Origin of the sequence: Streptomyces sp. NPDC006296, assembly GCF_040613235.1 — a bacterium.
Taxonomy (GTDB): domain Bacteria; phylum Actinomycetota; class Actinomycetes; order Streptomycetales; family Streptomycetaceae; genus Streptomyces.
Window position 1 is genome coordinate 1 of sequence record NZ_JBEXRT010000035.1, and the last position, 25,130, is coordinate 25,130.

The following is a 25,130-nucleotide window of genomic DNA, read 5'->3' on the forward strand; positions in this document are numbered from 1 at the left end:
CGGCCCCCCCCGGCCCCCCCCCCTCTCTCACCACACCCCGGGGGGGGCCCCCCCCCCCGGGGGGCCCCCCCCTCCGTCGTCCTGGCGTCGTGTCAGGGGCGGTAGCCGCCTTGGACGAGGCCGAGCGCTGCGGTGCGCAGCTCGCTCGCGGTGGTCCGGCCCACTGACAGTTCCTCCTGGATCGTGGCGAGGGGCACGGCGTCCAGCTGGGTCTCCTGGCCGGCCGGGGTCGCGGCGAGCAGCAGGCGGGCGACGCGGCGTTCGGAGCGCTCGCGGGGGGTGAGGCGGGCGTAGTCCTCGCGCTCCTGGGCGGCGACCTCGATGTGGGCGGCCTGCTCGCGGAGCTGGGCGGTGCGCAGCTCCATCTCGGCGGCCTGGTGCTCGGCCTGGGCCTGCTGGCGGCGTCGGTCGGCGCGCTGGGCGGCGGTGCGCTCCGCTTCCTGCTCGCGGCGCTCCGCCTCGGCGGTGGTGCGGGCCGCTTCCTCGCGGAGGTGTGCGGTGCGGAGCTCGGCTTCGGCGGCCTGTTCCTGGGCCTGGGCGGCGTCGCGGCGGGCGGCGGCGGCTTCCGCCGACTCCAGTGCGTCGGCCTCGGCGCGGGCCTGGCGCTCCGCCGCCGTCTTCTGGAGCTCCGCCCGGGTCCGGGCGGCCTCCGCCTCGGCCTGGGCCTGGGCGGTGGCGGCGGTCGCCTGGGCGGCGGCCGTGCCGGTGCGGGCGGCGACTTGGTGCTCTGCTTCGGCGATGTCGGCCTCGTCGGTCAGGGCGGTGATGCGGTCCCGCTTCGCCTGCTCGCGCTGGCGCTCCGCCTTGAGCCGCTCGCGCTCCGCCTCCTGCTCCGCGCGCTCCTCCGCCTCGGCTTCCCACTTCGACGGGAGGGCGAGCGCCTCCTCCACGGTGTAGCCGTGGGGCGCCATGGTGATCGGGAGGAGCTGGGTCTCGGTGGCCTTGGAGAGGGTGCCTCCGAGCTCGTGGGTGAGCCAGACCTTGTATCCGGCGAGGGCCTGCTCGCGCTCCACCATCTCCGGGTAGGAGGTCACCGCGGCGAGCCGCATGCGCCGGTAGAGGCGTCCCGTGCGGACGGGGGCGAGGACCCAGCGGTGCATGGGGATGCGGTCGCTGGCCGTGCCCTCCTTGATGCGGGCGGCGTGCATGAGCAGCCGCCGGGCCGCTTCCACGCCGAGGACGAACAGGACAGGCATCACGCCGTGGCTGAGGGCCCGCGGGGGGGCCGCCGTGAGGTTGGTTGGGTCCGTGGTGGCCCAGGTCGGATAGCGAGCGCGGCCATGCGGAGCTCGCTCGCGGTGGTCCGGCCGACCAACAGCGCCTCCTGGAGGGTGACCAGGGGCACGGTCCGTTCGCCGGCCTGACCTCGGCTCGCATTTGCCCTGGTCAGAGCCGTTCCCCAAGATTTCGCTTCGTTATTTCGAGAAAAGTTCAAATCACGGGTGACATTTCCAGGATTCGCTCGCACATACCTCGTCTACAACAAGGCGTCTCCAAACACCTTCGCGCGATGAAGAAATCGTCGAGGTTGGCAGGGGGCCAGACCGGAGGGGGTTCTGCCATGAGGGCAGAGGACGAGATCAACGAGATCGTGACCGCGAACCTGGCCGAGGACCGGGCAGCTCGGATCCGCCGCGACGCCGAGCGGATCGAGGAACTGGCCTACCACCGGTTCGAGGGGCGGGACTACAAAGTGTTCGAGGACGAGCTGTACCGGGAGGTGCAGCCGATCCTGCTCGGAATGCTCCGCAAGGGAACGCTCGCCCGGCTCGCCCAGAAGCATTCCGAGCGCCACGGGCGGGGGTTCATCGTGCACCCCGACGACCTGGCCCTGCTGAAGAGCAGCAGCGACGCGCGGGACACGGTCATGGTGGACATGGTGCTGAAGGCGCTGCAGAAGCTTCAGCGCGACCTGAAGAAGGGGCGCGGCTGGAGGGCGGACCACAACGGTCCCCGTGGGGCCAGCTGCCTGACGTCGTACTTCATCACCCTGTGCGTCTGGATGTTCCGTCGGGCGTACGTGGAGTGGGCGAAGGCCCGTGTGGAGTGGGCACGCCTGCACTCCGTCTACGACTTCACGGAGGACGCGGTGGGCATCGGCCGCCTGCTCGCCGCCACCGACTACATGGTGGAGGAAATCTTCGGCACAGCCTTCGAGGAGATCCTCGATGAGCAGACGCCGGCGACTCAGGCCGTCGTGCGGCTGACGGTCATGGGCTTCGGGGGAACGGAGATCGCCGACAAACTGAACATGCCCCACGGGACCGTGCGGAATCGGCTGACGCGCTTCAGGACGGCGCTCTACCAGGCCGCGGCCGATGGCCGTATCTGGATCCCGAGGGAACTGCACACGCGGAAGGCGCCGCGTCAGGCCGAGGAGGTTGCCGCGTGAACTGGCTGATCCGCGCGTGGACGTGGCGTGCCGTCCAGGTGCTGAAGAGTGCGTCGGTATTCGCGCGGCGCCGGTGGACGGCCGCTGATGTATGGGTCCAGGACCACCACGCGGGTGTGGGGGTCACCGTGCTCCTGGTGCTCTGCACGGCTGTGGGGCTCCTGCTGCGGTTCCGGATGGACCAGGTGACCGAACTGGCGAAGCAGTTCGCGCCGGTGTGCACCATCATCTCCATCACAGTCACCGCGATCTTCAGCTGGATCAAGTGGGTCCGGAAGCGCAGGAAGACCCGGCTGGCGACCGCAGGTGCCGCCAGGCCGTGATGAGGGGCGGAGACGCCCTGCCGCACCGTAAGACCGCTCGGCCTGCGCTCCCACCTCGGAGCGCAGGCCGAGGCTGTCCCCGGTCCTGAAGGGTTTCCAGCACATCACGGGCCTTCAGCTGTCCCTCACGGCGCCGCTCTGCGCCAGCGAGTGCCGCCTCAAGCAACGTCTCCCTGTAGTGCCGCGCTATTTGAAGGACCTGACCGCAAGAGAGGAGAAAGCCATCCCAACTCCGAGGGGCGGACGCGTTGTTGCCCAAACGGTCATGAGGTCAGCAGTTGTTGCCGTCTGCTGAGCCAGTGAAGCTGGGTTCGAGGGCTGTGGGACTAACGGTGGTGTGTGAGGTGAGGTTTTCGTCGTCATGGGTCGTTTAGCGGGCTCTCGCAGGGGCGCGGAGCTGTTCGGTCAGCTGCTCGAGTTCGGCTGCCGTGGCAGGCGAGGAGTCGTTGAGTCCGCTGTGCACGGCCGTCGGGCTCTTCAGGAAGCGCCGGAGCGCGGCCACGAGGAGTCCCTGCGGCAGAGCCCGCAACGCGGCGAACGCGCGAGGTACCGGCGGCGTCTCCATCGCGGCGAGGTTCTGCCGTATGAGGTGGAGCATGCCGCGGACCGCGTCCGGGTCGTCGGCCAGCGCTACCGGGCCGCCCGCCGCGTGGACCGCCCGACCGAGCGGCACCTCGAATGCGGCATGCGTCCTGAGCCAGGCGTCCATCCGCGGCTCGGCCTTGGCGTTGATCCCGGCGGTACGGAACGTCTCCACGATCCGTTCCAGTCGCGGGGTGGTGCGGCCGTCGGGCTCGCCGATCGGCATCGCGACCCGCCGGGTGATGAAACTGCTCTTGCGGTAGCGGATCACGTCGCCGTCCATCGTGCCGCCCGTCACGGGGAAGCCGAGTAGCACCCGTTCGTGGCCGATCGCCGCGCCCAGCGTTTCCGGTCCGGCTGCCCAGTTGAGCAGGAACAGCACATCGCCTTGGACGCCGGCGAGTGATTCCAGCACCGCGTCCACCTGGTGGGTGCGGACGAAGACGGTGATCAGGTCGTACTCGCTGCCCGGGTGCTCGATCACCGGTACCGGTACCCGCCGGACGGCTGGGGTGTCTTCCTCGGCGAGCTGCACGCCGTGCCGGCGTAAAGCGGTCAGGCGACCACCCCGGGCGAGGAGCGAGACGTCGTGGCCGGCCTCATGCATGCGGGCGGCGAACAGGCTGCCGCAAACCCCGGCGCCGTACACGAGCAGCTTCATGACAGCCTTCTTTCACTCGATTGAATCATACGTTCGTTTCATTCAAACATATGTAGAGTCCCTGTGTGGCGACCTCAGACACCCGCACCCAGCTCCTCGACGCGGCGGAGCACCTCTTCGCCGAGCACGGATACCGCGGCACCTCGGTCCGCGCGATCACTAAACTCGCCGGAGCGAACCTGGCCGCCGTCGGCTACCACTTCGGGTCGAAGGCGGAGCTGATGGCCGCGGTCGCCCGCCGCGTGATCGAGCCCATCAACGATGCCCAGTGCGCCGGGCTCGACACATTGCTCGCCCGGACCCCCGACCCGCCGGTCGGCGAACTGGTGGAGGCATTCGTGGGCCCGCTGTTCGACGAGATGTCGGCCGGCGCCGAGGGCGGCGCCCGGACGTCCCGGCTGATCGTGACGATCCTCAGCGACCCGGCCGAGGAGGCGCGCAGCTGGACCGGCCCTGGCGAGGACACGGTCCGCGAGCGCTACCTCACAGCCTTCGCGCGCGCACGGCCCGGCCTGTCGCCGGAGGAGCTGTGGTTCCGGATACGGGGGATCCTTGCCGTGGCAGCCGTCGAGCGCCTCGAGGTCCACCAGCAGCCCTCCCCGGGCTGCACGCCCCCGGCAGCGGGCGAGGCGGCCCGGCAATGGGCGATCACGTTCCTGACGGCAGCGATGAGTGCGCCACCGACCCGGACCTGACGACCCGAGACAGGCGCTGGCGGCACGGGTCAGGGGCGTTCGCCCTGTGGACGAGGGCAGTGAGGCACTGATCGGCGGCGTTCTCGTTTCGCCAGGTGATGTAGCGGCGGATCATGCTGCCCTGTTCCTTGCGGGGCGGGTGGTCGGTTCCGTCGAGGGCGAACTGACGCAGGGCCCTGAACTGGGCCTCCATGCGGTTGGGCCAGGAGCGGTGAGTGAGGTTTTGTCCATCCGATGTCTGTTTCGTTCGGTCTCGGTGTCACGCCAGTCGGGGGTGGTCTCGCGGGTGAGGCGGCGGGGCACGGGGTTGATGGCGGTCAGCTGGATCATTGGCGGCTGGATCGGTTGAGGCGGGTGACCGCGCTTCGCTGCGGCCATGGCAGTCACCTCAAGCGGTCAGGCCGGCGCTGGTCAGCCAGATGTGTTCGCACGTCGCCGAGGCGGGGTGGCGCGGGATTCCTGTGAGGCGTGGTAAAAGGTGCGCTCGATCATCCAGCGCAGGGCAGTGCGGGGCGCGGTCAGCGGGTGCGTTCGTAGTGGCGGCGTGCTTTTGCGCGGTTACCGCAGGCAGCCATTGAGCACCAGCGGGCGCGGTTGGCGCGGCTGCGGTCGAGCAGGAACAACTGGCACTCGTCGTTGGCGCAGGGGCGTAGCCGGCCGGGCATGTGCTCCTCAGTGGCGGCCCAGGCGAGGATCACCTCGACGGTCAGCCGGGCGTGTGGGGGAGTCTTGACTGTCCACTGAAGGCCATCCGAAGTGATCTCCGGGGTCTGGTTGACCCCTTTGAGCAGCGGGGTCAAGACAGTGGGCGAGTTTTCTCCGCGCACTACGTCTCGCAGGGCGTCCCGCGCCTCGCGCAGCAGCTCCAATTCCGCGAGGGTGCCTTCGCCGCCGTGCTCCCGTGCCCAGCGCCTGCCTCCGGCCGGGTCGCCGAGCGTGTCCCGTTCCTTGCCGTTGACCAGGGGCCTGCTGTTGAGCAGGTCCAGCAGCGGGCCCATGGACCTCACACTCCACTCTAACCGGATTAGATCACTTGACAGGTTAGCGCACACCATGCTTGCATGGCGAGAAACTAACCGGATCAAACATACGAAGGGGTTAGGATATGAGCTCGGTGCACCACCGGACCGCCACCGTTGACGGCCACGAGGTCTTCTACCGAGAGGCCGGCCCCGCCGACGCCCCCGCGATCGTCCTGCTGCACGGCTACCCGACCAGCTCGTTCATGTTCCGCGAGCTCATCCCGTTGCTGGCCGACAAGTACCACGTCATCGCTCCGGATCATCTCGGCTTCGGTCTCTCCGACGCACCCCTCGTAGAGGAGTTCACCTACACCTTCGAAGCCCTTGCCGACCTCACCTCCGGACTGCTCGAGCAGCTGGGTCTGGACCGCTACGCCCTGTACGTCCAGGATTACGGCGCCCCCATCGGCTGGCGACTCGCGCTCCGGCACCCGGAACGGATCACAGCCATCGTCACCCAGAATGGCAACGGCTACGAGGACGGATTCGTCGAGGCGTTCTGGACCGACGTCTGGGCCTACGGGGCGAACCCCGGTCCCGACACCGAACCCGCCGTCCGCGCCGCGCTGGGCATCGATGCCATCCGCTGGCAGTACCTACACGGTGTGCCCGACACGAGCCTGGTCAGCCCGGACACGTGGGAGCACGACGTTGCCCTCGTCTCTCGCGAGGGCAACGACAAGGTCCAGCTCGCGCTGTTCCGCGACTACCAGAACAACCGCCAGCTGTACCCGCTGCTGCACGAGTTCCTGCGCACCAGCGAGGTCCCGGTGCTCGCTGTGTGGGGCCGCAACGACGAAATCTTCGGCCCGGCCGGCGCGCAGGCCTTCGCCCGCGATGCCAAGGATGCCGAGGTGCACATGCTCAACGGTGGTCACTTCCTGCTGGAGAGTCACCTGGACGTCGTCGCGGGTTACCTGCGCGGCTTCCTCGGACGGGTGCTGGGCTAAGAGCCATCTCATTTGGCCCAAATAGGATGTCTACCGGATGCCACAGCGGCTTGGGCGCCACCGGTGGACTATCGAACGCACCATGTCCTGGCTCGCAGGCTGCCGCCGACTCCACCGACGCGCTACGAGCGCAAAGCCGAGTACTTCCTCGCCTTCACGAGCATCGTCTGCACCCTCATGTGCTACCGCAGACTCACCAGAAGATCTCTCGCAGACCCGATGCCACCCAAATCATCCCGATGAGGACAACAAAAACGCCACCTGCTCTGAGGGTGTTCACGGTGGCCGTTCCGGGGTCCACGAAATCGGAGACACGTTCAAAAAGTCCCCCCGCAAGGTTCCAGAAGTTCCCGAGAAGCGAGACCCCAAAGAACAGGATTGAGGCACCGACTAGAGTTGACAGCATCCGATCTCCTCCCCCAGCGCGATCTGATGCTCGGCTGGCAGAGCGACGAGACCGGTCACGCGACTTCGCGATACAGCAGGACATCCGACAGTAGGGGCGCCCTAGCCACTCGGCCCGGAACTGCGACCGCCCCTGCTGTGCCGGGAAGCACCGCAGATTACCGAGCAACGGCACCGCCAGATGCCCTCAGGTGTCTGCCCGTTGCCGTCGAGAGCCTAACCCAGTCCCCCAACGCCTGTATGACCCTGGACAGCTGCTGGCCAGGCCAAATGAGATGACTTGTTAGAGCAGCTGCGGCATGGATTCGCTCGCGGAACAGATAGACGGGGCCGTTGGCTGCAAGCCCGGTGCCATCCGTGATGCGCTGGAAGTACTCGTCCGCCAGTATTAGTCCGCCAGGGCCGGGTAGGTCCCCAACGCTGGCGATGTACCACCACACGCAACCCAGCGTAGGCATATTCAAAGCAGGCGGAAGTACGAGAAGGACCTTGTGGTGCCGCCCGGCTGGCGCATCACCTGCTTCTTCACCGGGAAGGGCCTCCGCAAGCGCGGCGTCGCGCACACTGCGCTCGGCGGGGCGCTGGCCGAGATCGCCCGTCAGGGCGGTGGCACGGTCGAGGGCTACCCGGAGGAGACCGACGACCGCTCAGTGTCGGGCTCGTTCCTGCACACCGGCCCTATGGCCGCCTTCGAGAACCACGGTTTCACGCGGACCCGGCTGATCTCACCCCACCGGTGGGTCGTGACGCTCAACGTCGCTCCGGCCGGAGGCAGCGACTGATCTGTGGTCTGTCGGCCGAACAGGCTCTCGTCCGATACGGCAGCGCTTTGGCCTGCGTACCTCGCCTTCGATGAGACGACCTGTGCTCCGTCAAGGTTCGGTGAGATTCCCTCAGAGTTCGATGCGACAGGACAAAAGCACGAGTGCTTCGCCACCGCACCGTCCCCCGACAGCTCCCATGCCGGGGGACGGTGCGTTTGCGTTGGTCTTAGGCGGCCCAGCCGACGGAGGAGATGTTGGTGTAGGCGTCGTAGTCGGATCCGAGGTCCTCGATGACGCTGTCCCACACGGCGTCGAGTTCGTCCACGTCGTCGTTCATCCAGGCGTCCTCGGCGCGGTCCCAGACGCCGCGGGCGTTGATGCTGCGGCTGGACAGGTCCCGCTGGTGCCTGCACTCGACCCGGGTCTGGTCGGCGGGGTCGATCTCGTTGCGGGTTTCGCGGTCGTGGTTGTTGAGCCGCTTCTTCAGGTCCCCGGCGACGCAGGTCCCAGTACGCGGCATCCAGCCGGGGCCGGTTCGGCTTCTTCCGGGATCCGCTTCGGCTTCGCCGAGGGGTCGGGTCAGGGGACCACGATCAGCTTTCCTACGTGTCCGCGCCGCGCGAGTTGTGCCTGGGCTTCGCCTACCTGTCCGAGTGGGAAGGTTGCGGCGACGACCGGTCTGACGTCGCCGCGTCGGGCAATTTCCACCAGGTGGTCGAAGATCCGCGGTGTGTGCATGGTTGAGCCCACCAGGGAGAGATCGGCCAGGTAGAGCCGACGCACGTCGATCTCGACAGCCCAGCCGTCAAGGGCACCGGCGACCACCCAGCGTCCCCCGGCTCTCAGCAGTCCGAGGCCGGGGCCGAGGACCGCGCCGGCAACGACGTCGATAACAGCGTCGTACCCCTGCGGTGCGGCCGCCGCTGCGTCGGCGAGCACCTCGCCTCGTCGCCGATCCACCACAGCGTCGGCACCAGCGCTGCGGACAGCGTCTGCCTTGTCGCCACTGCACACTGCGACGACCCGGGCCCCGCGGGAGCGGGCCAACTGGACAGCGGCAAGACCGACACCGCCCGAGGCGCCAGTGACGAGCACGGTATGGCCCTCCGATACGGCCCCGCGGTCGAGCATGCCCAGCGCGGTGCCATAGGCGATAGGCAGTGCAGCCAGTTCCACATCCGTGAGGGGCGAGTCCTGGACGGAGTGGGCTCGTGCACGCGGTACCACGACGTACTCGGCGAACCCCCCGTCCCTCTCGCTTCCGAGCACGTCGGCCGGGCGGGCGTCCGGCCCCGGGCTGTCGTACTGGGCCGGGTCCACCAGCACCCGCGTACCGACGAGTCCGGTGACGTCCTCATCGCCACAGGCAACCACAGTGCCGACCACGTCGGCTCCCTGGATGCGCGGGAAGTCGAGCGGACCGAGCCATCCCGTCCTGACATCCGGGTCCTGCGCCGCACCGTAGGAGCCTTCACGGGTCCACAGATCGGTGTTGTTGCACCCCGCCGCGTGCACCCGGACGAGCACCTCACCCGGTACCGGGCAGGGCACCGGCACCTCGCGCTCCTCAATCACGTCGAGGTCTCCGTGGCCGGTGATCACAACGGCCCTCATCGAACGAGGAACAGGCGGTGACGGTGGTCCGGACGATGACGGAGAGGTCGGTGACATGAGGACAGGGTCCCATGCAGCCCCGTCCACCTCCCGCTGCACCGGCGCTCGATGCCGGAACCGGAGGGCAAAGGCCGGCCGCCCCCGGGGCGCCGCGCCTGGCCTCGGTCAGGGGCAGCTCACCGCATCCAGTTGCGCAAGCGCGCCTGCTTGGGACCGCACGCGCCGTTGGCGAGGGACTCGTCGTAGCGCCGTTGCAGGGCGGCGTCGACCTCGGTCTTCGGCGCGTTCATGGGGGCATAGGCCCCGGAGTAGATGACGCACGATGAGCTGGAGACCGGCCACAGCACCCACGAGCCGAACGCGACGACGGCAGCCGTCACGGCGAGCACGGCTGCGACTCGGCAGCGTGGTGTGGAGAGGTGGCGGGGTATCACCAGCCGATGGTACGGAACCCCGCACCGACAGCGGACGACCGGGACCTGTGGGGCAAGCGTCACAGGTGTGGTCACCGCCGCACCCGGTCCGACGGACGAGGAGCACCCGGGGGGGCCGGAGCGCTTGCGACAGGCCGGACCGGCGCAGCGCAGCCCTGGTTCCCCGAAACCACGCCCGCCCACCAGCACCACCACCCTCACCTGGGTTCTTGCGTGGAGGCCCTAGGCGTGCCCGTCCTCGGCGGGGGGGCGTGGCCACGGAGACCACGAAGGCCGCTGTGCCGGCCGGGAATGCCCCGGTACCGTCCTGAAGAAGGTCGCCAAGCAGGGCGGGGAGCTGGTCCTGGGCCGACGGCACACTCGCACCCAGCGCCGCGCCGGCAAGGCCGACCGGCGGAACCACTCCGGCAAGCACCGAACTCATGGCCTGCACCTCCTCGCCCTGACCGACGAGAACGGGCGCCTGATCTGGATATCCGCCGCCCGCCACGACCATGTCCTGGCCCACCTGCGCGCCGCCGGGCCCCGGTTCGCCGGCCCCGGGGCGCCCGGCGGCGCGCAGGCCTCGGGATGCCGGCCGACCTCGGCTTCCGCGGCCTGGACAACGACATCCTCGACCCCGTGATCGTCACCGGCTACGCCGCCGGCCGCACCCACACGCTCACCCCAGGCGGGAAAGAAGCCAACCGCGCCCTGGCCGTCGGACGCGTGCCGGTCGAGCACGCCCTCGCCCACCTCAAGAACTGGCGACCCCTCACCAAGCTCCGCACCGACCCCGCCCAAGCGACCCGCCTCCTGCGAGCCCTGCTCGTCCTGACGAACCTCGACATCAGCCGCTGGCGGATGACCTTCGCCGCAGGCTCACGCCCACCACCAGCACGAGCACGAGCACCCCGAGGACCGGTCACACCAGCCCCTTGCCCTGCGACTTCAAGGTGGCGAAGACTCAGTGGTGGAAGGTTTGTCGCATCACCGCAGATCCAGCGCACTCGTCCACTTCCCAGTTTGGTTCGTACGACGTCACTGGATGCCTGGGCGGGATCCACACCGACAACCTCGGTCCCACGGCCGGCCAGGAGAAGTGCGCACACTCCTGTGCCGCAACCGATGCCCGGTACTCGTTGCGCCTCGAACTGGCCTGCCGCCTGCCGTCTGCAGATATGCGTTGAGGTCGCTGCGGTCGGGGTCGAGCCGATCGCAGATCGCGGCGAGTCCCGGGACCGCCTCGAAAGGGAGTATCTGCTCGGGCCGAGCGCTGCATACGTTCGGCCGCACGGCTGACGGCTGCTTCGCACATCCACGTCTGTCCTCGCTGCGGGACTGGGGGGGGGCGGGGCTCCCCCGTCACCGCGCGCCGGGCGTCGCCCGCAGCATCATCCGGTTCACGGTGCACGTGATCCCGGACCCCGAGCACCCGGACGCCGCCGACACCCTGGAGGCGATGTGCGATGAGCACCTGGTGCCCGCGCACGCGGTGCACTGCGCACCCGGTGCGCACCGAGTCCGTCCGGTGTGCACGGCGATGCGCACCACCGTCCATTCGGTGCGCTCCACTCGGTGGGCGTGCTGCGCAGGGCACGACGGTTGGAGACAGGTGGCCGGTGGGAGACAGGTGGCCGAGTAGCTGGCTCAGGTGGTGAGCAGTTCGGTGATCTCATGGGCGAGCTCCGGGCCGAGCGAGCCCCAGCCGTCCTTGTAGCCGTACACACTCCCCAGGCTGCGGGCGTCGTGGTCGCCGTTCAGGATGTCTATGTCGGAGGGGGTGATGAGCGACGGGTGGGCGACACCGACGGCGCCCGAGACCTTCAGCAGCTCCCTGCGCAGGGTGCGCAGGTACATCGCGGCCCGGATGCCCTTGGACGGCGCGTCGATGCCGCGCGCCAGCCACGGGTCCTGGGTGGCGACGCCGGTGGGGCACTTACCGGTGTGGCACTTCTGGGCCTGGATGCAGCCGATGGACAGCATCGCCTCACGGCCCACGTTGATCATGTCGGCGCCGAGGGCGAACGCGACGACGGCGCTCTCGGGCAGGCCGAGCTTGCCGGAGCCGATGAAGGTGATGTCGTCGGTCAGGCCCCGCTCGGCGAACACGCCGTAGACGCGGGAGAAGCCCATGCGGAACGGCAGGGACACCGAGTCGGCGAAGATCAGGGGAGCCGCCCCGGTGCCGCCCTCGCCGCCGTCGACGGTCACGAAGTCGACCCCCCGCTCGCCCCGCTCCATCAGGGTGGCGAGTTCCTCCCAGAAGTCCATCTCCCCGATGGCGCTCTTGATCCCGACCGGCAATCCGGTCTCGGTGGCCAGCAGTTCCACGAAGTCGAGCATCGAGTCCACGTCGTGGAACGCGGTGTGCCGAGACGGCGAAGCGCAGTCCTCGCCTGCGGGGATGTCGCGGATCCCGGCAATCTCGTCGGTCACCTTTGCGCCCGGCAGCATGCCGCCGAGCCCCGGCTTCGCGCCCTGCGAGAGCTTGATCTCGATCGCCTTGACGGGCGCGCCCGCGACCGTGGACTTGAGCTTGTCGAGGTTGAACGTCCCGTCCTCGTTGCGGCAGCCGAAGTACGACGTACCGATCTGCAGGACGAGGTCCCCGCCGTTGAGGTGGTAGGGCGACAGGCCGCCCTCGCCGGTGTTCTGCATCGCCCCGGCCAGCGCCGCACCCTTGTTCAGCGCCGCGACGGCCGCGCCGGACAGCGAGCCGAAGCTCATCGCCGAGATGTTGATGACGCTCGCCGGGCGGAACGCCTGCGCGCGGCCGCGCGGTCCGCCGAGCACCTTGGCCGAGGGCAACGCCGCCTGCGGGTCGCTCAGATCGGGCAGCGCACCGGCGAACGTACGCTGCTTCACGTAGGCATGACCCTGCTCGTGCTCGATGTCGTTGTCGGTACCGAACCCGAAGTAGTTGTTCTCCCCCTTCGCCGACGCGTAGATCCAGCTGCGCTGGTCACGGCTGAAGGGACGCTCCTCGTCGTTGGACGCCACGATGTACTGCCGTAGCTCGGGGCCGATCGTCTCCAGCACATACCTGGCGTGTCCCACCAGGGGGAAGTTCCTCAGCAGCGCGTGTTTCTTCTGCACGAGGTCGCGGGCGGCCACCAGCGCCAACCCCGTGGCGGCTGCCGCGCCTATGCTCCGAGCACGCATGACAGAAGTTCCTCTCCTCGACCGGCCGGGCCTCACGGTGGCCGTCTACCCCGCGCCGCGGAAATGCCACGCGATGCCGCAGACCGGATGCACCACCCCTGCGGGAAGCCGCGGCGCGCCGCGGAAATGCCACGCGATAACGCAGACCCGAGGCACCGCCCCTGCGGGAAGCCGCGGCGCGGCCCTCGCGCAGGGGGGCGGGGCGCGCCGCGGGCGGGCCAGAGCGCCGAGTCGAGGTGCCCGAGGTGCTCGATGAGGTTCATGTTCTCGGCGTAGTCCACCGGGCAGTTGATGATCGACACGCCCGGGTCCGCCAGTGCCTCACGGAGCGTCGGCAGCAGGTCCCCGGCGGACTCGATGTGGTAGCCCTTCGCGCCGAAGCTGCGGGCGTACTGGACGATGTCCGGGTTCCCGAAGTCGGTGTTGGAGTGTTCCCCGACCTCCAGGTCCATCTTCCACTTGATGAGCCCGTAGCCGTTGTCCTCCCAGATCAGCACGGTCAGCGGGATGTTCTCGCGAACCGCCGTCTCGATCTCCTGGGAATGCATGAGGAACGAGCCGTCGCCGACCGCCGCCAGCACCTTCGTCTGCGGCCTGGCGAGCTGGACCGCGAGCGCGCCGGGCAGCGAGAAGCCCATGGTGGACAAGCCGTTGGAGATGAGGCAGGTGTTCGGCGCGTACGTCGGGTAGAGCCGGGCCATCCACATCTTCAGCGCGCCGGTGTCGACCAGCACGATGTCATCGCGACCGAGCGCGGCGCGGGTGTCGGCGATGACACGCTGCGGAGCGAGCGGATAGCGCTCGTCCGCGGCGCCCCGCTCGAGTTCCCCGGCCAGCAGCGTGCGGGCGGCCGCGGTGTCCTCGTCGTCGACGCTCCAGCGCAGGCCGTCGAGTCCGGTGGCAAGGGCGTCGAGAGAAGCGGAGATGTCACCGATGATGCCGACATCGACCGAGTAGCTGTCGTCCACCTCCGCCGGGACGCGGTGGATATGGACGATCTTCTTGTCACCGTCCGGGTTCATCCGGGACGGGTCGAACTCCTGCAGTTCATAGCCGACGGCGATGACGACGTCGGCCTCCTCGAACCCGAAGTTGGTGTAGTCGCGCCGCATGAAGCCGAACGTGCCGGTCGCGCACGGGTGGTCGTCGGGCAGGACCCCCTTACCGTGGAAGGTGGTCGCCGTCGACACGTCGAGTGCGGTGGCGAACGCCGCCAGCGACTCCTCGGCCCCGCCGCGCGCCGCGCCGTGCCCGGCGAGGATCACCGGCCGGCGGGCCTCCCGCAGCAGCTCCACAGCCCGCTCGATCTGCTTAGGAGACGGCGCCTCGGGCTGCACGACGTCCCTGCGCAGCGGGCGCAGGCCCGAGCCGTCCGCCGCCTCGTCGACATCCTCGGGCACGGCGAGGTAGACGGCACCGGGCCGCTCGGACTCCGCGGTCTTGAACGCGCGCCGCACCATCTCGGGAATGGCCTGGACAGCCGGGACCTGCGCCGACCACTTCGTGACCGGAGCGAACATGCTCACCAGGTCCACGAACTGGTGAGACTCCTTGTAGTTACGCTCCTTACCGACCTGCGCGGTAATCGCCACGACGGGCGTGCTGTTCGTCATGGCGTCAGCGACGCCCAGCATCAGATTGATCGCGCCGGGCCCCAGCGTCGCGGACATCACACCCGCCGAACCGGTGAGCCGGCCGTACATCTCCGCCATGAAAGACGCGGCCTGCTCGTGCCGGGTCAGGACATAGCGGATCTTCTCCGAGCGGGCGAGTGCGTTGGTGAAACGGATATTCTCCTCACCGGGAACACCGAACACCACCTCGACGCCCTCGTTCTCCAGACAGCGAACCAGAAGTTCGGCCGCTCCGTCGGGGGTCTGCTTCCGGTCCTCGGCGTCACTCACGCTGATCGTGTCCTCTCCTGATGTTCAGCCGCGCCGACGAGCGGGCCGGTCAGCCGCCTACCCCGGCCGGCCGGACGGACGCCTGCGGGCCCGGGCTACGAGAAACTCAGTTCGACCCGGGGGCGCGCCGTCCGGGCCTTCGGTGACAGCTCGTTCCTCGACTCCCCCACTCCTCGCACGCCCTCGCCACCACACGGCGGACCACCGACTCCTCCCGGCCGGACCCCCGCACCGCCACGTCGTGCTCCCGCTCCCCGTGACCGGCACCCTGCCCCACTCCGAGACCGCCACGTCCCCCTTCTCCGACACACTCCGCGACCACACCCCCACACGGACAACCACACATAACCCACAACCCAACCCTGAAAACCGCCCACGTTGCCCCACAACCCAGCCCCGAAGACCGCCCACGTTGCCCCACAACCCAGCCCCGAAGACCGCCCACGTTGCCCCACAACCCAGCCCCGAAGACGCCGCAGTGGCGTGACCAGGGCCGTTCGAATCCACTACCGAACACAGCAGAACAAAGCCAACGCAGCAGCACCCGCAGCGTGGAAGCAGGTCATCACCTGCGGGAAAAGGCTGCCGCCCGCATCGACGGACCGGAACACCCCGTCAACCCCGGACAGCCCCACGTCCGGCAAAGACGAAATCAACTCGTCCCCCGGTGCGGCCGATCAACGCGGCCTGCCCGCCCGCGGCGTGGCAGCCCGGGCGGCAGGCCGCCACGGCTTCGACCGCGAGGTGCAGAGGCGGCGCCCCACTGCCGCACACGGGGTCAACGGCTTGAAACAGCGTAGCGGGATGGCCATCCCGCTACGAGAAGACATCAGCCATCTACCTGGCCGGACCGCACACCGCTGGCGTACCCCTCCGGTCTGCCAGGTGATCCAAGCGAACGACGCAGGCTGTCTCCCGGACGTCCGCTGCGTGGGCCGTATGAGCCCCCTGGCGGTGAGACATCCGCGGCCCGGGCACAGGGGCAAAGGCACAAACCGGAGGGTGCCGGTGCGCCGGGGTGTCTGCCCGCGCGGGTCGTCGTGACCGAGCGGCATTCCGTGCACGCGGGCCCGAGCGAACCCTCAGTAGTCCTGTGAGCTGTCGCTGGACGGGGCAGCCACCGATCGGGACCACAGCGCCCGGGAGCGGACGCGCTGCAGGTGCAGGTGGCGGGTGAGACGGATCGCGGGCCGGACGAGCAGCTCGATGCTGCCGATGAGGAAGCACCATGTGCCCGCGGTGGTCCACTGCTCGGAGAAGAACATGATGCTGCCGGTGACGAACCAGATCGCGATGAGAGCGTCGTTGGCGATACTGGCCACTTCGTAACGTCGTTTGATGACGAGTTCTTCGCGACCCACATGGATGACCAGGGGCGCGCTGTCCGGAGCGTTCTTCATACCTCCACGTTACGGAAGCCGTGCGGAACTCGGCGGTAAGCCGCGGGGTAGCTGTGGCGGGCATATCGTGCGCCTCGGAGCCTGCTGGGGCCAGCGGCTCGGCGACGTCGTGGAGCCCCTGGCCGGGCTGACCCGCTTCCCCGGCCCCTGCGACTCGCCCCCGGACACCTCGCCGCTGCACATCGTCGTCCTGGCTCCCGGTGCGGCAGTGGCGCGGCGGCGTAACCAGGCTCGTGAGAAGGCCCTGGCCACCATCGCGCAGACCGGTCGGTCCCAGCAATGACCGCCAGGTGGTGCGAGGCATCCGAGGGACACCCACAGACCGGCCGGCACCGTCGTCGCCCATGACTGCGGCCGGTCCTCCGCCAGCGCCTTCATCAGCTGTTCCGCTGCACCGTCGGCCACACCCCGGGGACCCGCCCCACAACCTGAAGCGCTCCCCGGCTGACACGCGTACTCGACTTCCGGGCCTCTTTCATCAACAGCCCGTGACACGACCACGAGTGAGTCCTGTCGGTTCGAGACGCCACACTCCGCACGCAGCCGGCCGGCACCGCGGCCTGGCGTCTGCGCCTGGGGAGCGGGACGAAGGTCCGCTCGATGACACGGTCAGGGCCCGTCCGAAGACGCGTCCACGGCCTGGACGATCTATCGGCCGGCATCGCGTGCCGGATCGTCGTGCGGAACCGAGGCAGGCGGGGTCATCCTCGGGTCACGGCCGGCCACACGTGTGAGTACCGGAGCGGTGGCCGCTGTCGTGATGACGGCCATGACGACCAGCAGAGCGAACAACTGCTCCGATATCACACCGATCTGACGGCCGATGGCGAGCACGACGAGCTCGGTCAAACCCCGGCAGTTCATCAGCGTCCCGACCGCCGCCGACCAACGCCAGTCCGCACCGGACAGCCGCGCAGCGCCGGCCGCCCCGCCCCACTTCCCGATGACAGCGACCGCCAGGATCGCCGCTCCCCACCCCCACTGCCCGGCCTGCAGCGTCGAGAAGTCGGTGTGCAGGCCCATGTCGACGAAGAACAGCGGCAGCAGGAGCGGCAGGACGACGGCGCGCAGGCGAGCGGCGCCCCGCTCGACGGCAGGTATTCCGCGGGGCACGGCCGTTCCGAACAGGAAGGCACCGAACGCCGGGTGCACGCCTGCCTCATCGGTCGTGAAAGCACTGAGACACAGTCCGGCGAACAGCAGAGCCAGGACCAGATCCTCAGAGGTACGAGCGGCCCACCGGAGCAGCGCGAGCAGCGCGGGGCGCAGCAGGGTGAGAGCGCCGGCGAACGCGCCGGTCAGGGCGAGGGCGGTCAGGGCCGACAGGACGGTGCCGGACGTGGACAGGGCCACGACGGCGGTGAGCAGGCACCAGGCGAGGGCGTCGTCCACGGCGGCGCAGGCCAGCGCGAACGCCCCCAGACGCGTGCCTTGCAGACCGCGGTCGGAAAGGATCCGTGCGAGGACCGGAAACGCGGTGATGCTCAGGGCGACAGCGACGAACAAGGTGAACGGCAGCCGACCGACCCCCGGGGGCGCGAGATGCGGGTACAGGGCCGAGGCCAGCGCCGCCCCGAGGGCCATGGGGATCAAGACGCCACTGACACTGACGGCGGCCACCGCACCGCGGGTGGCCGCCAGAGAGCGCAGATCGAGCTCCAGACCGATGACGAAGAGGAACGCGAGGAGGGCGAGATCACCCAGGGTGGACGTGATGGGCAGGACCGAGGGCGGCAGGAGGTGCTGCTGGACGCTGGGAGCGAGCCAACCGAGCAGGGAGGGACCGAGCAGGATCCCGGCCAGGATCTCGCCGATGACCGGCGGCTGGCCCAGCAGTCCGACAGCGCGGCCACCGGCCTGGCAGACCAGGACGACGACCGGGAGAGCGAGAAGTAGTGGCAGCAGCGGGTCGGACACGGCAGCTCCAGGAGTCGGGGCACAGGAACGTGGCGGGGGCCGGGAGTGTGGCGGGGGCCGGAATACGGCGAGGGCCGAGGGCGGGAATGTGGTGGGGGCGGGGCAGGGTGCTCGAAGGGGACTGAGAGGAGCGGCGTGGGTCGGCGCCGGTGTGGTGGAACGCGGGAAGTCGGAACCCGTGGGAAGTGAGCCCTCTCTTCCCATGAGGGCCGTCCACCCGCGGGGTGGGGCACACGGCGTGCGGGCGTGCGATCGCACGGCGGCGGACGGCCCGCGTGCGAGTCGTACTCGGACGGTTCCGGCGACGCGGCGAGCCTGCGTGCCGGGCCTCGGGAGGCGGACGGGGCTTCGGGACGGCGGGTCCGCCCCGGGGAGTGGTCGTTGACGAGGGCGGTGCCCCGGGCACAGCAAGGGCTCGCCGGTCCTGATGATGTGAGGGGTGGGCCTGCCTGAGGGCTCGCTGACGAGAGCGGTGGTGTGGGGAGGGGTGGTCGCCGAGGGAGGGCAGCAGCTACAGGGCGCTGCGACCGGGCAGTTGCGGTCCGGGGCGACGGTGCCTCGCGTACCGGCCGCTCGGTCATTCGGTGCCCTGTACGGGTTCCCGCGCGCCGAGCGCGTTCTCCGTACAGCACGGTTCTTGCTTCTTGGCCGGGTCCCGAGTCCCCACTCAGCCGGACCGTGCGCAGTGGTTCTCCATTCCCGCCCCATGGATGCTGATCGTTCACCGGCTTCCCGTCAAGGGCCGATCTCACGGGCGGTACGAGAAAACGTCCCGGGGTCACTCTGCGATGGCCCGGTCGAGCATCCTCCGGACCGGCTGTGGGCTGCCGCGCGGCGTACGGAGATTCCTCCCCGTCGCGGCCGAGCGGGACCCCGGCCCGGAATCCCGCCGGGGTGTGGGTGCGGCTCACCTGGTGCACGAGGCGGGCGGGGCGAGGTGCCGGGGCGTCTCCGCAGATGCTTCATGCAGGTGCCGCTGCGCGCGGAATCCGTCGTCGCGAGATCCGGACTCCGTTGCTTCCGGGTGGTTTTCGGCGTCTCCCGGACACGCTTCACGGCGTCGAAACGGAGCGGATCCGGCGCACGATTCCGGGGGAACGGATCTGCGCCGATCGGGGTGCGCACGGAAATCCTCGGCAGTCGGTGCGGAAACATTTCCTGAAACAGACGTGAAACGGACCGGGGTGACCTGATAAACGGGCGCCGCACACCACCGAACCCCCGGACCACAGTCTTTTGGGGCGTGTAAGGAATTGCTTGACCCGCGGAGGCGCCCATTCCTAGGGTCTGAAGCAATCACGCGGTACGCAGGGGACGCCCCACGCCGAGCATTCGTCCCCGCGCCACCCCCACACATCTGAGCGCAGAAAGACGGTACCGGGCAGTGATCACCCGTATGGCAGAAAATCCGGACGCTACAGGCCGGGCGCCGAGACGCTTCGGCGGGTCAGCCGGCGGCTGACCGGGCCGGACACGGCGACCGGAGGCGGGCGATCCCCCCGTCGGCTCGTCCTCTCCCCTGGGCCGCCTCACCCCTGGACCGGCCCCGGGAGAACATCCCGGACCACCCCTGAAACACGCCCGAATCACGCATCGAACCCCGGGTGTTCACTCTCTCGCCCGCGACGCCTCTCGCCACTCCCCCACTTCTCTCAACGAGCGTCTTTCCCCTTCCGGTGCCCACCGGCACTTTTCCGTTTCCACGAAGCGGACTGAATTTTCCGTATTCAGCACGTCACTGCACCCGCCGACACCATGAAAGGTGTGTGCCATGTCCACCCCCACGACTGTCACGTGCGACACCTGCGGCACCTCACTGGCCCTGACCAAGCAGTCCCGTACCTCGCAGCCCCGAGCCCGCTACTGTTCCAACGCCTGTCGCCAGCGCTCGTACCGGCTGCGGCAGAAGTCCGGCGGCGTGGAAGCCGGGCTGAGCAGCGAGCTTCTGACCCAACTGAGCAGTTTCGTCGGCCGCACCGACGAGCTGGTCGAGCTGACCCGCCTGCTGCACGAGGTGCGGCTGCTGACGCTGACCGGGCCGGCCGGCGCGGGCAAGTCCCGGCTGGCGCTGGAAGTGGCCGGGCAGGAGGCGCGCGGCCGCCGGAGCGAGGTCGCGGTCGTACGGCTCGGTGCGGTCACCGGCACCGACGCGGTGCGCCGGCGGATCCTCGACGCTCTGGGCGACGAGCACGAAGAGAGCCCGGTCGCGCCCCCGGCCCGGGACCGGCTGCTCGTCCTCGACGACTGCGACCACGTGCTGTACACCTGCGGCACGGTGCTGACCGAACTGCTGCCCGGACGGCCCCGGCTGAGTGTGCTCGCCACCAGCAGGGAGCCGCTGTGCCTGCCCGGCGAGTCGGTGTTCTCCGTGCCCGGCCTGGCGCTGAGCGATCCGGAGTCCGTCAACTCGCTCGCCGACGGGCTGCGGTCGGACGCGGTCACGCTCTTCATGGACCGGGCGCGCGCGGTCGCCCCGGACTTCCGGCTCACCCGGGAGAACGCCGCGGACGTGGCGGAGATCTGCGCACGCCTGGACGGACTTCCGCTGCCGATCGAGATGGCCGCGCGGCTGATCCGGGTCTTTCCGCCCGCGGAGATCCGCTCCCGGCTGCACGACCGGCTGGCGCTCCTGACGAACGGCTGGCGGCTCGCCGACGACCGCCACCAGAGTCTGCGCGCCTCGTTGGAGTGGGGGTACGAGCTCCTCAGCCCGGTGGAGCAGGCCCTGCTGCGCCGGCTGTCGGTCCTGCCGGGCGGATTCGGGCCGGACGCGGCCACGGCGGTCACGGCGGGCGTCCCGGCGGCGACGGCCGCGCTGCCGGAGCTGCTCGTCTCCCTGGAGTCGAAGTCCGTCATCGCTCCGCCCCGGGAAGCCGGCGGCGGCTCCGCCCGGTTCCGGCTGCTGGAGTCCACGCGGTGTTTCGGGCAGGAGCGGCTCGTCGCCGAGGACGAGGACGCGGCGGCGTACGAGTGCTTGGTCAGCTGGCTGACATCGTTGTCCCAGCCGCTGCGGACCGAGGCGGTGGTGCCGGCCGCGACCCTGGACCGGCTGACCGAGGAACGCGTCAACCTCGCGCACGCCGTACGGCGCCTGGGACGGGGTTCCGACGAACGCCAGTTGCTCCTGGTCGCGGCGCTGGCCGCGGTGGAGGGGGCGCGGGGCCGGGGTTCCGAGGTGGCCGTGCTCGTGGACCGGGCCCTGGAGCGGACCGGGCCGCACTCCGAGTACCGCGTTCTCGCGCTGGAGGCGGCTGCCACGACCGGCCGGGGCGCGGGACACGGCGGAGCGGCGCGCCGGATGGACCAGGCCGTCCGGGAGGAGCGCCTGCGGGGCCGTTCACCGTTGCTGGGCCGGCTGCTGCTGGTACGGGGGATCCTGCACCAGGTGCGCGACGAGCACCGGCCGTCGGCCGACGACCTGGAGGAAGCGCTGGAGATCGGGCTCCGCCACGGGCACGACGTCCTGGTGGCCCTGAGCCGGGGTGCGCTCGCCCGGCACCGGCTGGAGAGCGGGGACCCTGCCGGTACGGAACGCGAGCTCGGTCTGGCCCTGCCGGTACTCCGTGACGGGGCGGCCCCGCAGTGGCTGAGCGCCGTGCTGTCGACCGCCGGTGCGTTCGCGCTGGAGAAGGGCGATCTGAAGCAGGCGGAGGAGCACTTCGCTGAGGCACTGCGATGTCGTGCGTACCCGCACGTGGACGCCGCGCGGGCGATGGAGGGACTGGCCCTGGTGGCGGCCCGCGGTTACCGGTACGACCGGGGAGTCCGGCTGCTCGGTGCGGCCGAGCGGGTGCGGGACGGCGGATTCCCGGAGAGCGGCTGGTGGCGGCGGCGTGTCGGGGAGGCGCGCGACACCGCGCTGCGGGCGCTGCCCGTGGGCCGGGCCGATGCCTGGCTGGAGGCGGGCCGTGCGATGCCCTGGCGGCAGGCGCTGTGCCTGGCGCTCGGTGACGAGCCCGCGGGGTCCCGGGGCGAGAGGGCCGCGCATCCGCTGAGCAGGCGGGAGCAGGACGTGGCTGCCCTGGTGGTGGAGGGGCTGACGAACCGCCAGATAGCGGCGCGGATCCATGTGTCGGTGCGCACGGTGGAGACGCACATCCGCCATATCCGGACCACGCTGGGGCTGCGGTCCCGGGCGCACATCGCGGCGTGGGCGGCGCAGCAGGCGGATCTCCCGGCGGCGGCTCCGGCTGTTCGCCGGATACCTGATGCCCGGGATGCGGTGAGGGGGGTCCGGGGCGGGGGCCGGGGCGTCCGGCCGGAGTTGCGGGGCGCGTAGCGGCTGCGGGCACGGGTGGTGGCGCGCCGCGGGGAGGGTGCGGTCCGGTGGGATCCGGTCCGGTGGGATCCGGTCCGCGGCCGCCCGCGGTGCGCCGGACCCGTGACCGCGGCCGGCGTCATAGGCCGCGCTCCGTCCTGCCGTCCCTGTGTCCGTGCGAACCGGCCTCGGTCCGGTGGTTCGTCGTGGCGAGCGCCCCGGCGCTGTTCTCCGGACGGACCCGGTGCACGGCCGTCCGAGAGTGCCGGACCCGTGGTGGCCTCCGGCGTCTTCGGTCGCGCCCATGATCTGCCGTCCCCGCCCGGGCGCGTAAGACGCGGCGTCCGGGCCGGGGGCTCGGCGGACGGGGCGGGGGCGGAGACAGGACGCCCGGCCGTCCGGCCGGTCTCAGGGTTCCGGTGCGGTCTCCACCCGGATCAGTGCCGTCGCCGTGTCCAGGGCCGTCTCGACCTCCTGGGGTGTCGAGCCGACGGCGATGACGTGGCCGAGCCGGTCGTAGGCGTCCTGGGGCGGGCGGACCGCGCGGCCGGGGACCGCGGTGGTGACGACGGATGCGACGCCGGGGACACGGGCGGCCGCAGCGGTCCCGCTGATGCCGGTCAGGCGTCCTGGGTGCGGCGCGGTCACGAACCTCAGTCCGGCGTGCCGGGCCCGGTCCGCGGTCAGGGCGAGGGGCCGGCCGGTGACGGCGCGGAGCTGCTGGTCCAGCAGGTCGACGCCGGTCGCGGCACGGACCAGTTCGGGGATCATGCCGCCGGCCAGGCGTCCGTTGATCTCGATCACGACGGGCCCCTGCGGGGTGAGTCTGATCTCGATGTGGGCGGGGCCGAGCTCGAAGCCGATCGCCTTGAGCGCCTGGCGCGCGCACTCGGCCAGTGCGGCCTCGGCGGTGCCGGGCAGTCCGGCGGGGAAGAGGTGGCCGGTCTCGACGAAGTGCGGCAGGGCGGTGGCGGTCCGCCGGGTGACGCCGACGCACACGGCCTCGCCGTCGGCGCAGAACATCTCCACGCTGTACTCGGGGGCGTCCACGTACTCCTCGACGAGTGCCCTGCCCGCCCGTGCCTGTCCCCTGACGTTCTCGGTGGCGGCGAGGATGTGCGCGGCCTGCGCGCGGGCGCTCGCCGCGTCGGCGCACCAGCGCACGTCCTGCGAGCCCGAGCCGTCCGCCGGTTTGACCACGCAGGGCAGTCCGACGCGGGCGACGGCCGCCGCGACGGCGTCGGCGCCGTCCACGACGACGTGGGCGGGTTGCGGCACGCCGGCCGCGTGCAGGGCGGCGCGGGTGAGGGATTTGTCGCGGCAGAGCTCCGCGGTACCCGTGGCGTGTCCCGGCCGTCCCAAGGCCCGGGCCAGGGCTGCCGTGTGGGTGAGGTAGAAGTCGCTCGTGGTGGTGACTCCGGCGACGGTGCGTCCCGCGGCGGCCGAGTCGGCGGCGGCGCGGAGGGCTGCCTCGTCCTCGGTGTCGCAGAGGACGGCGGGGCAGCCGGTTTCTGCGAGTCCGGGGTAGCGGGCGGGGTCCTTGGTGAGGAGGACGGGGGCGAGGCCGAGGCGGGTCGCGGTACGCAGCGCCAGCATGCCGGTTCCGGTGGTGTTGGACTCGACGAAGAGCAGGACCGGGCGGTCCCGGCGCGGAATCGCCGCGCGGGACCAGGTGTGGACGGTGGTGCCGAAGGGGACCTCGGCGGGTGCGGTGGCGATCGGGCCCTCGGGCCGGTGCCGGTAGACGGTGTCGGTGTAGCGGTCGCCGCGGTCCGGCATGATGCCCACGATCCGGGTGCCGGGCGCGGCGCGGGAGGCGAGGTGGGTGAGGACGCGGTAGACGGAGCCGGACGTGTTGCCGGCGAAGATCTTCTGTTCCCGGGCGAGGCTCCGGGTCGCGTCGAAGGCCTCGTCGTCGGAGAGCCAGTGGATCTCGTCGAAGAGCCGGTGGTCGATGTTGTCGGGGTGGAGGCTGTTGCCGAGGCCGCTCTGTCTGCGGGTGGCGATGTCGGGCTGGCCGAACAGCACGCTGCCGACGCAGTCGACGCCGACCACCTTCAGGTCGGGCAGGTGCTCCAGGAGCGCGGCGGAGGTGCCGCAGAGCGAGCCGCCGCTGCCGACCGAGCCGACCAGGACGTCGACGGTGCCGAGGTCGGCGAGGAGTTCGTCGGCGAGGGTGCGGTAGGCGGCCGGGTTCTGCGGGTTGCTGTACTGCTGCGGCCACCAGGCGCCCGGCAGGTCGCGCATCAGGTCCGTGAGGCGTTCGAGGCGGGCGCTCTGCCAGCCCTGGGCGGTCATGGCTTCGACGACGTGCACGCTGCAGCCCATCGCCTCCAGTTTGGCGAGGGTCACGGGGTCGATGCGCGGGTCGGTGACGATGTGCACGGGGTGCCCGAGGTAGGTGCCGACCAGGGCGACGCCGAGGGCCATGGTGCCGGAGGAGCTCTCCACGATGGGGGCGCCCTCCCGGAGCTCGCCGGTGCGGCGGGCCTCCAGGATGACGCGGCGGGCGACGCGGTCCTTCATGGCGTAGGGGTTGAGCAGTTCGAGTTTGGCGTAGACCTCGACGTCCTCGGGGGCGTCCACCCGCAGCCGGACGGCCGGGGTGTTTCCGATGGCGTCGACGAGGGTGTCGTGTCGCATGCGGGCTCCTCGGGGTGTGCCG

The 25,130-nt window shown here is 70.4% G+C and carries 18 protein-coding genes and 4 pseudogenes; 8 read left to right on the plus strand and 14 right to left on the minus strand.

The window, feature by feature from the left end; translation table 11 throughout:
* Window positions 1-92: 92 nt before the first annotated feature.
* The gene (locus tag ABZ172_RS22650) at window positions 93-1,403 is read right to left on the minus strand and encodes a DUF2637 domain-containing protein (RefSeq protein ID WP_356885752.1); all 1,311 of its coding nucleotides are present in this window, start codon (window positions 1,401-1,403) and stop codon (window positions 93-95) included.
* 158 nt (window positions 1,404-1,561) lie between these two features.
* On the opposite strand from ABZ172_RS22650, the gene ABZ172_RS22655 reads away from it, so the two are divergent.
* The gene (locus tag ABZ172_RS22655) at window positions 1,562-2,392 is read left to right on the plus strand and encodes a hypothetical protein (protein ID WP_356885754.1); all 831 of its coding nucleotides are present in this window, start codon (window positions 1,562-1,564) and stop codon (window positions 2,390-2,392) included.
* On the plus strand, window positions 2,389-2,715 hold the full coding sequence (locus ABZ172_RS22660) for a hypothetical protein (protein ID WP_356885756.1): 327 nt from the start codon (window positions 2,389-2,391) through the stop codon (window positions 2,713-2,715). Before ABZ172_RS22655 ends, ABZ172_RS22660 begins: the two co-directional genes overlap by 4 nt.
* 370 nt (window positions 2,716-3,085) lie before the next feature.
* Here the strand turns inward: ABZ172_RS22660 and ABZ172_RS22665 are convergent, their stop codons facing one another.
* Window positions 3,086-3,958: a 2-dehydropantoate 2-reductase N-terminal domain-containing protein gene (locus ABZ172_RS22665; protein ID WP_356885758.1), complete on the minus strand. Its 873-nt coding sequence runs from the start codon at window positions 3,956-3,958 to the stop codon at window positions 3,086-3,088.
* A 65-nt stretch (window positions 3,959-4,023) separates the two neighbouring features.
* Between ABZ172_RS22665 and ABZ172_RS22670 the strand changes: the two genes are divergently transcribed.
* Complete coding sequence (locus ABZ172_RS22670; RefSeq protein WP_356885760.1) at window positions 4,024-4,653, plus strand: TetR/AcrR family transcriptional regulator; 630 nt, start codon at window positions 4,024-4,026, stop codon at window positions 4,651-4,653.
* Window positions 4,654-4,690: 37 nt separating this feature from the next.
* Here ABZ172_RS22670 and ABZ172_RS22675 read toward each other — a convergent pair.
* The 3 genes and pseudogenes from ABZ172_RS22675 to ABZ172_RS22685 form a co-directional block, all read right to left on the minus strand.
* Window positions 4,691-4,870, minus strand: a pseudogene (locus ABZ172_RS22675) (hypothetical protein); the annotation flags it as partial.
* A 171-nt stretch (window positions 4,871-5,041) separates the two neighbouring features.
* Window positions 5,042-5,157 (minus strand): annotated as a pseudogene (locus ABZ172_RS22680) (TetR/AcrR family transcriptional regulator); the annotation flags it as partial.
* A 14-nt stretch (window positions 5,158-5,171) separates the two neighbouring features.
* Complete coding sequence (locus ABZ172_RS22685; RefSeq protein ID WP_356885762.1) at window positions 5,172-5,651, minus strand: CGNR zinc finger domain-containing protein; 480 nt, start codon at window positions 5,649-5,651, stop codon at window positions 5,172-5,174.
* Window positions 5,652-5,758: 107 nt separating this feature from the next.
* On the opposite strand from ABZ172_RS22685, the gene ABZ172_RS22690 reads away from it, so the two are divergent.
* From ABZ172_RS22690 to ABZ172_RS22700, 3 genes and pseudogenes are all read left to right on the plus strand, one after another.
* A complete protein-coding gene (locus ABZ172_RS22690; protein ID WP_356885764.1) occupies window positions 5,759-6,625 on the plus strand; it encodes an alpha/beta hydrolase in 867 nt (288 codons plus the stop codon).
* A gap of 46 nt (window positions 6,626-6,671) precedes the next feature.
* A pseudogene (locus ABZ172_RS22695) lies at window positions 6,672-6,868 on the plus strand (transposase); the annotation flags it as partial.
* Window positions 6,869-7,521: 653 nt separating this feature from the next.
* Window positions 7,522-7,812, plus strand: a complete 291-nt coding sequence (locus tag ABZ172_RS22700; protein ID WP_356885766.1) for a hypothetical protein — start codon at window positions 7,522-7,524, stop codon at window positions 7,810-7,812.
* Between the two features lie 208 nt (window positions 7,813-8,020).
* On the opposite strand, the gene ABZ172_RS22705 is transcribed toward ABZ172_RS22700, so the two are convergent.
* The 7 genes and pseudogenes from ABZ172_RS22705 to ABZ172_RS22735 all read right to left on the minus strand — a co-directional run bounded on the left by ABZ172_RS22705 (window position 8,021) and on the right by ABZ172_RS22735 (window position 16,290).
* Window positions 8,021-8,314 (minus strand): hypothetical protein, encoded by a 294-nt coding sequence (locus tag ABZ172_RS22705; protein ID WP_356885768.1) that lies wholly within the window; start codon window positions 8,312-8,314, stop codon window positions 8,021-8,023.
* Window positions 8,315-8,373: 59 nt separating this feature from the next.
* Window positions 8,374-9,465, minus strand: a complete 1,092-nt coding sequence (locus tag ABZ172_RS22710; protein WP_356885770.1) for a zinc-binding dehydrogenase — start codon at window positions 9,463-9,465, stop codon at window positions 8,374-8,376.
* A 119-nt stretch (window positions 9,466-9,584) separates the two neighbouring features.
* The gene (locus tag ABZ172_RS22715) at window positions 9,585-9,842 is read right to left on the minus strand and encodes a hypothetical protein (RefSeq protein ID WP_356885772.1); all 258 of its coding nucleotides are present in this window, start codon (window positions 9,840-9,842) and stop codon (window positions 9,585-9,587) included.
* A gap of 947 nt (window positions 9,843-10,789) precedes the next feature.
* Window positions 10,790-11,081, minus strand: a pseudogene (locus ABZ172_RS22720) (class I SAM-dependent methyltransferase); the annotation flags it as partial.
* Window positions 11,082-11,471: 390 nt separating this feature from the next.
* Entirely contained in the window at window positions 11,472-12,986 is a 1,515-nt protein-coding gene (locus ABZ172_RS22725) for an FMN-binding glutamate synthase family protein (RefSeq protein ID WP_356885774.1), read from the minus strand.
* Window positions 12,987-13,018: 32 nt separating this feature from the next.
* On the minus strand, window positions 13,019-14,890 hold the full coding sequence (locus ABZ172_RS22730; RefSeq protein WP_356885776.1) for an acetolactate synthase large subunit: 1,872 nt from the start codon (window positions 14,888-14,890) through the stop codon (window positions 13,019-13,021).
* Window positions 14,891-15,972: 1,082 nt separating this feature from the next.
* Window positions 15,973-16,290, minus strand: a complete 318-nt coding sequence (locus ABZ172_RS22735) for a YrhK family protein (protein ID WP_356885778.1) — start codon at window positions 16,288-16,290, stop codon at window positions 15,973-15,975.
* Window positions 16,291-16,357: 67 nt separating this feature from the next.
* Between ABZ172_RS22735 and ABZ172_RS22740 the strand changes: the two genes are divergently transcribed.
* Window positions 16,358-16,573: a hypothetical protein gene (locus ABZ172_RS22740; protein WP_356885780.1), complete on the plus strand. Its 216-nt coding sequence runs from the start codon at window positions 16,358-16,360 to the stop codon at window positions 16,571-16,573.
* A gap of 365 nt (window positions 16,574-16,938) precedes the next feature.
* Here the strand turns inward: ABZ172_RS22740 and ABZ172_RS22745 are convergent, their stop codons facing one another.
* Window positions 16,939-18,207 carry a cation:proton antiporter gene (locus ABZ172_RS22745; protein WP_356885782.1) on the minus strand — a complete coding sequence of 423 codons (1,269 nt, stop codon included), beginning with the start codon at window positions 18,205-18,207 and terminating at the stop codon, window positions 16,939-16,941.
* Between the two features lie 1,771 nt (window positions 18,208-19,978).
* Between ABZ172_RS22745 and ABZ172_RS22750 the strand changes: the two genes are divergently transcribed.
* Entirely contained in the window at window positions 19,979-22,486 is a 2,508-nt protein-coding gene (locus tag ABZ172_RS22750) for a LuxR C-terminal-related transcriptional regulator (protein WP_356885784.1), read from the plus strand.
* A gap of 387 nt (window positions 22,487-22,873) precedes the next feature.
* On the opposite strand, the gene ABZ172_RS22755 is transcribed toward ABZ172_RS22750, so the two are convergent.
* A complete protein-coding gene (locus tag ABZ172_RS22755; RefSeq protein ID WP_356885786.1) occupies window positions 22,874-25,108 on the minus strand; it encodes a pyridoxal-phosphate dependent enzyme in 2,235 nt (744 codons plus the stop codon).
* Window positions 25,109-25,130 lie beyond the last annotated feature (22 nt).

What these genes read in the sequence shown, in the direction of transcription:
- ABZ172_RS22685 (WP_356885762.1), bottom strand. Translation starts at nt 5,651, where the DNA reads ATGGGCCCGCTGCTGGACCTGCTCAACAGCAGGCCCCTGGTCAACGGC.
- ABZ172_RS22710 (WP_356885770.1), bottom strand. Translation starts at nt 9,465, where the DNA reads ATGTCACCGACCTCTCCGTCATCGTCCGGACCACCGTCACCGCCTGTT.
- ABZ172_RS22655 (WP_356885754.1), top strand. Translation starts at nt 1,562, where the DNA reads ATGAGGGCAGAGGACGAGATCAACGAGATCGTGACCGCGAACCTGGCC.
- ABZ172_RS22725 (WP_356885774.1), bottom strand. Translation starts at nt 12,986, where the DNA reads ATGCGTGCTCGGAGCATAGGCGCGGCAGCCGCCACGGGGTTGGCGCTG.
- ABZ172_RS22705 (WP_356885768.1), bottom strand. Translation starts at nt 8,314, where the DNA reads ATGCCGCGTACTGGGACCTGCGTCGCCGGGGACCTGAAGAAGCGGCTC.
- ABZ172_RS22665 (WP_356885758.1), bottom strand. Translation starts at nt 3,958, where the DNA reads ATGAAGCTGCTCGTGTACGGCGCCGGGGTTTGCGGCAGCCTGTTCGCC.
- ABZ172_RS22735 (WP_356885778.1), bottom strand. Translation starts at nt 16,290, where the DNA reads ATGAAGAACGCTCCGGACAGCGCGCCCCTGGTCATCCATGTGGGTCGC.
- ABZ172_RS22690 (WP_356885764.1), top strand. Translation starts at nt 5,759, where the DNA reads ATGAGCTCGGTGCACCACCGGACCGCCACCGTTGACGGCCACGAGGTC.
- ABZ172_RS22755 (WP_356885786.1), bottom strand. Translation starts at nt 25,108, where the DNA reads ATGCGACACGACACCCTCGTCGACGCCATCGGAAACACCCCGGCCGTC.
- ABZ172_RS22750 (WP_356885784.1), top strand. Translation starts at nt 19,979, where the DNA reads ATGTCCACCCCCACGACTGTCACGTGCGACACCTGCGGCACCTCACTG.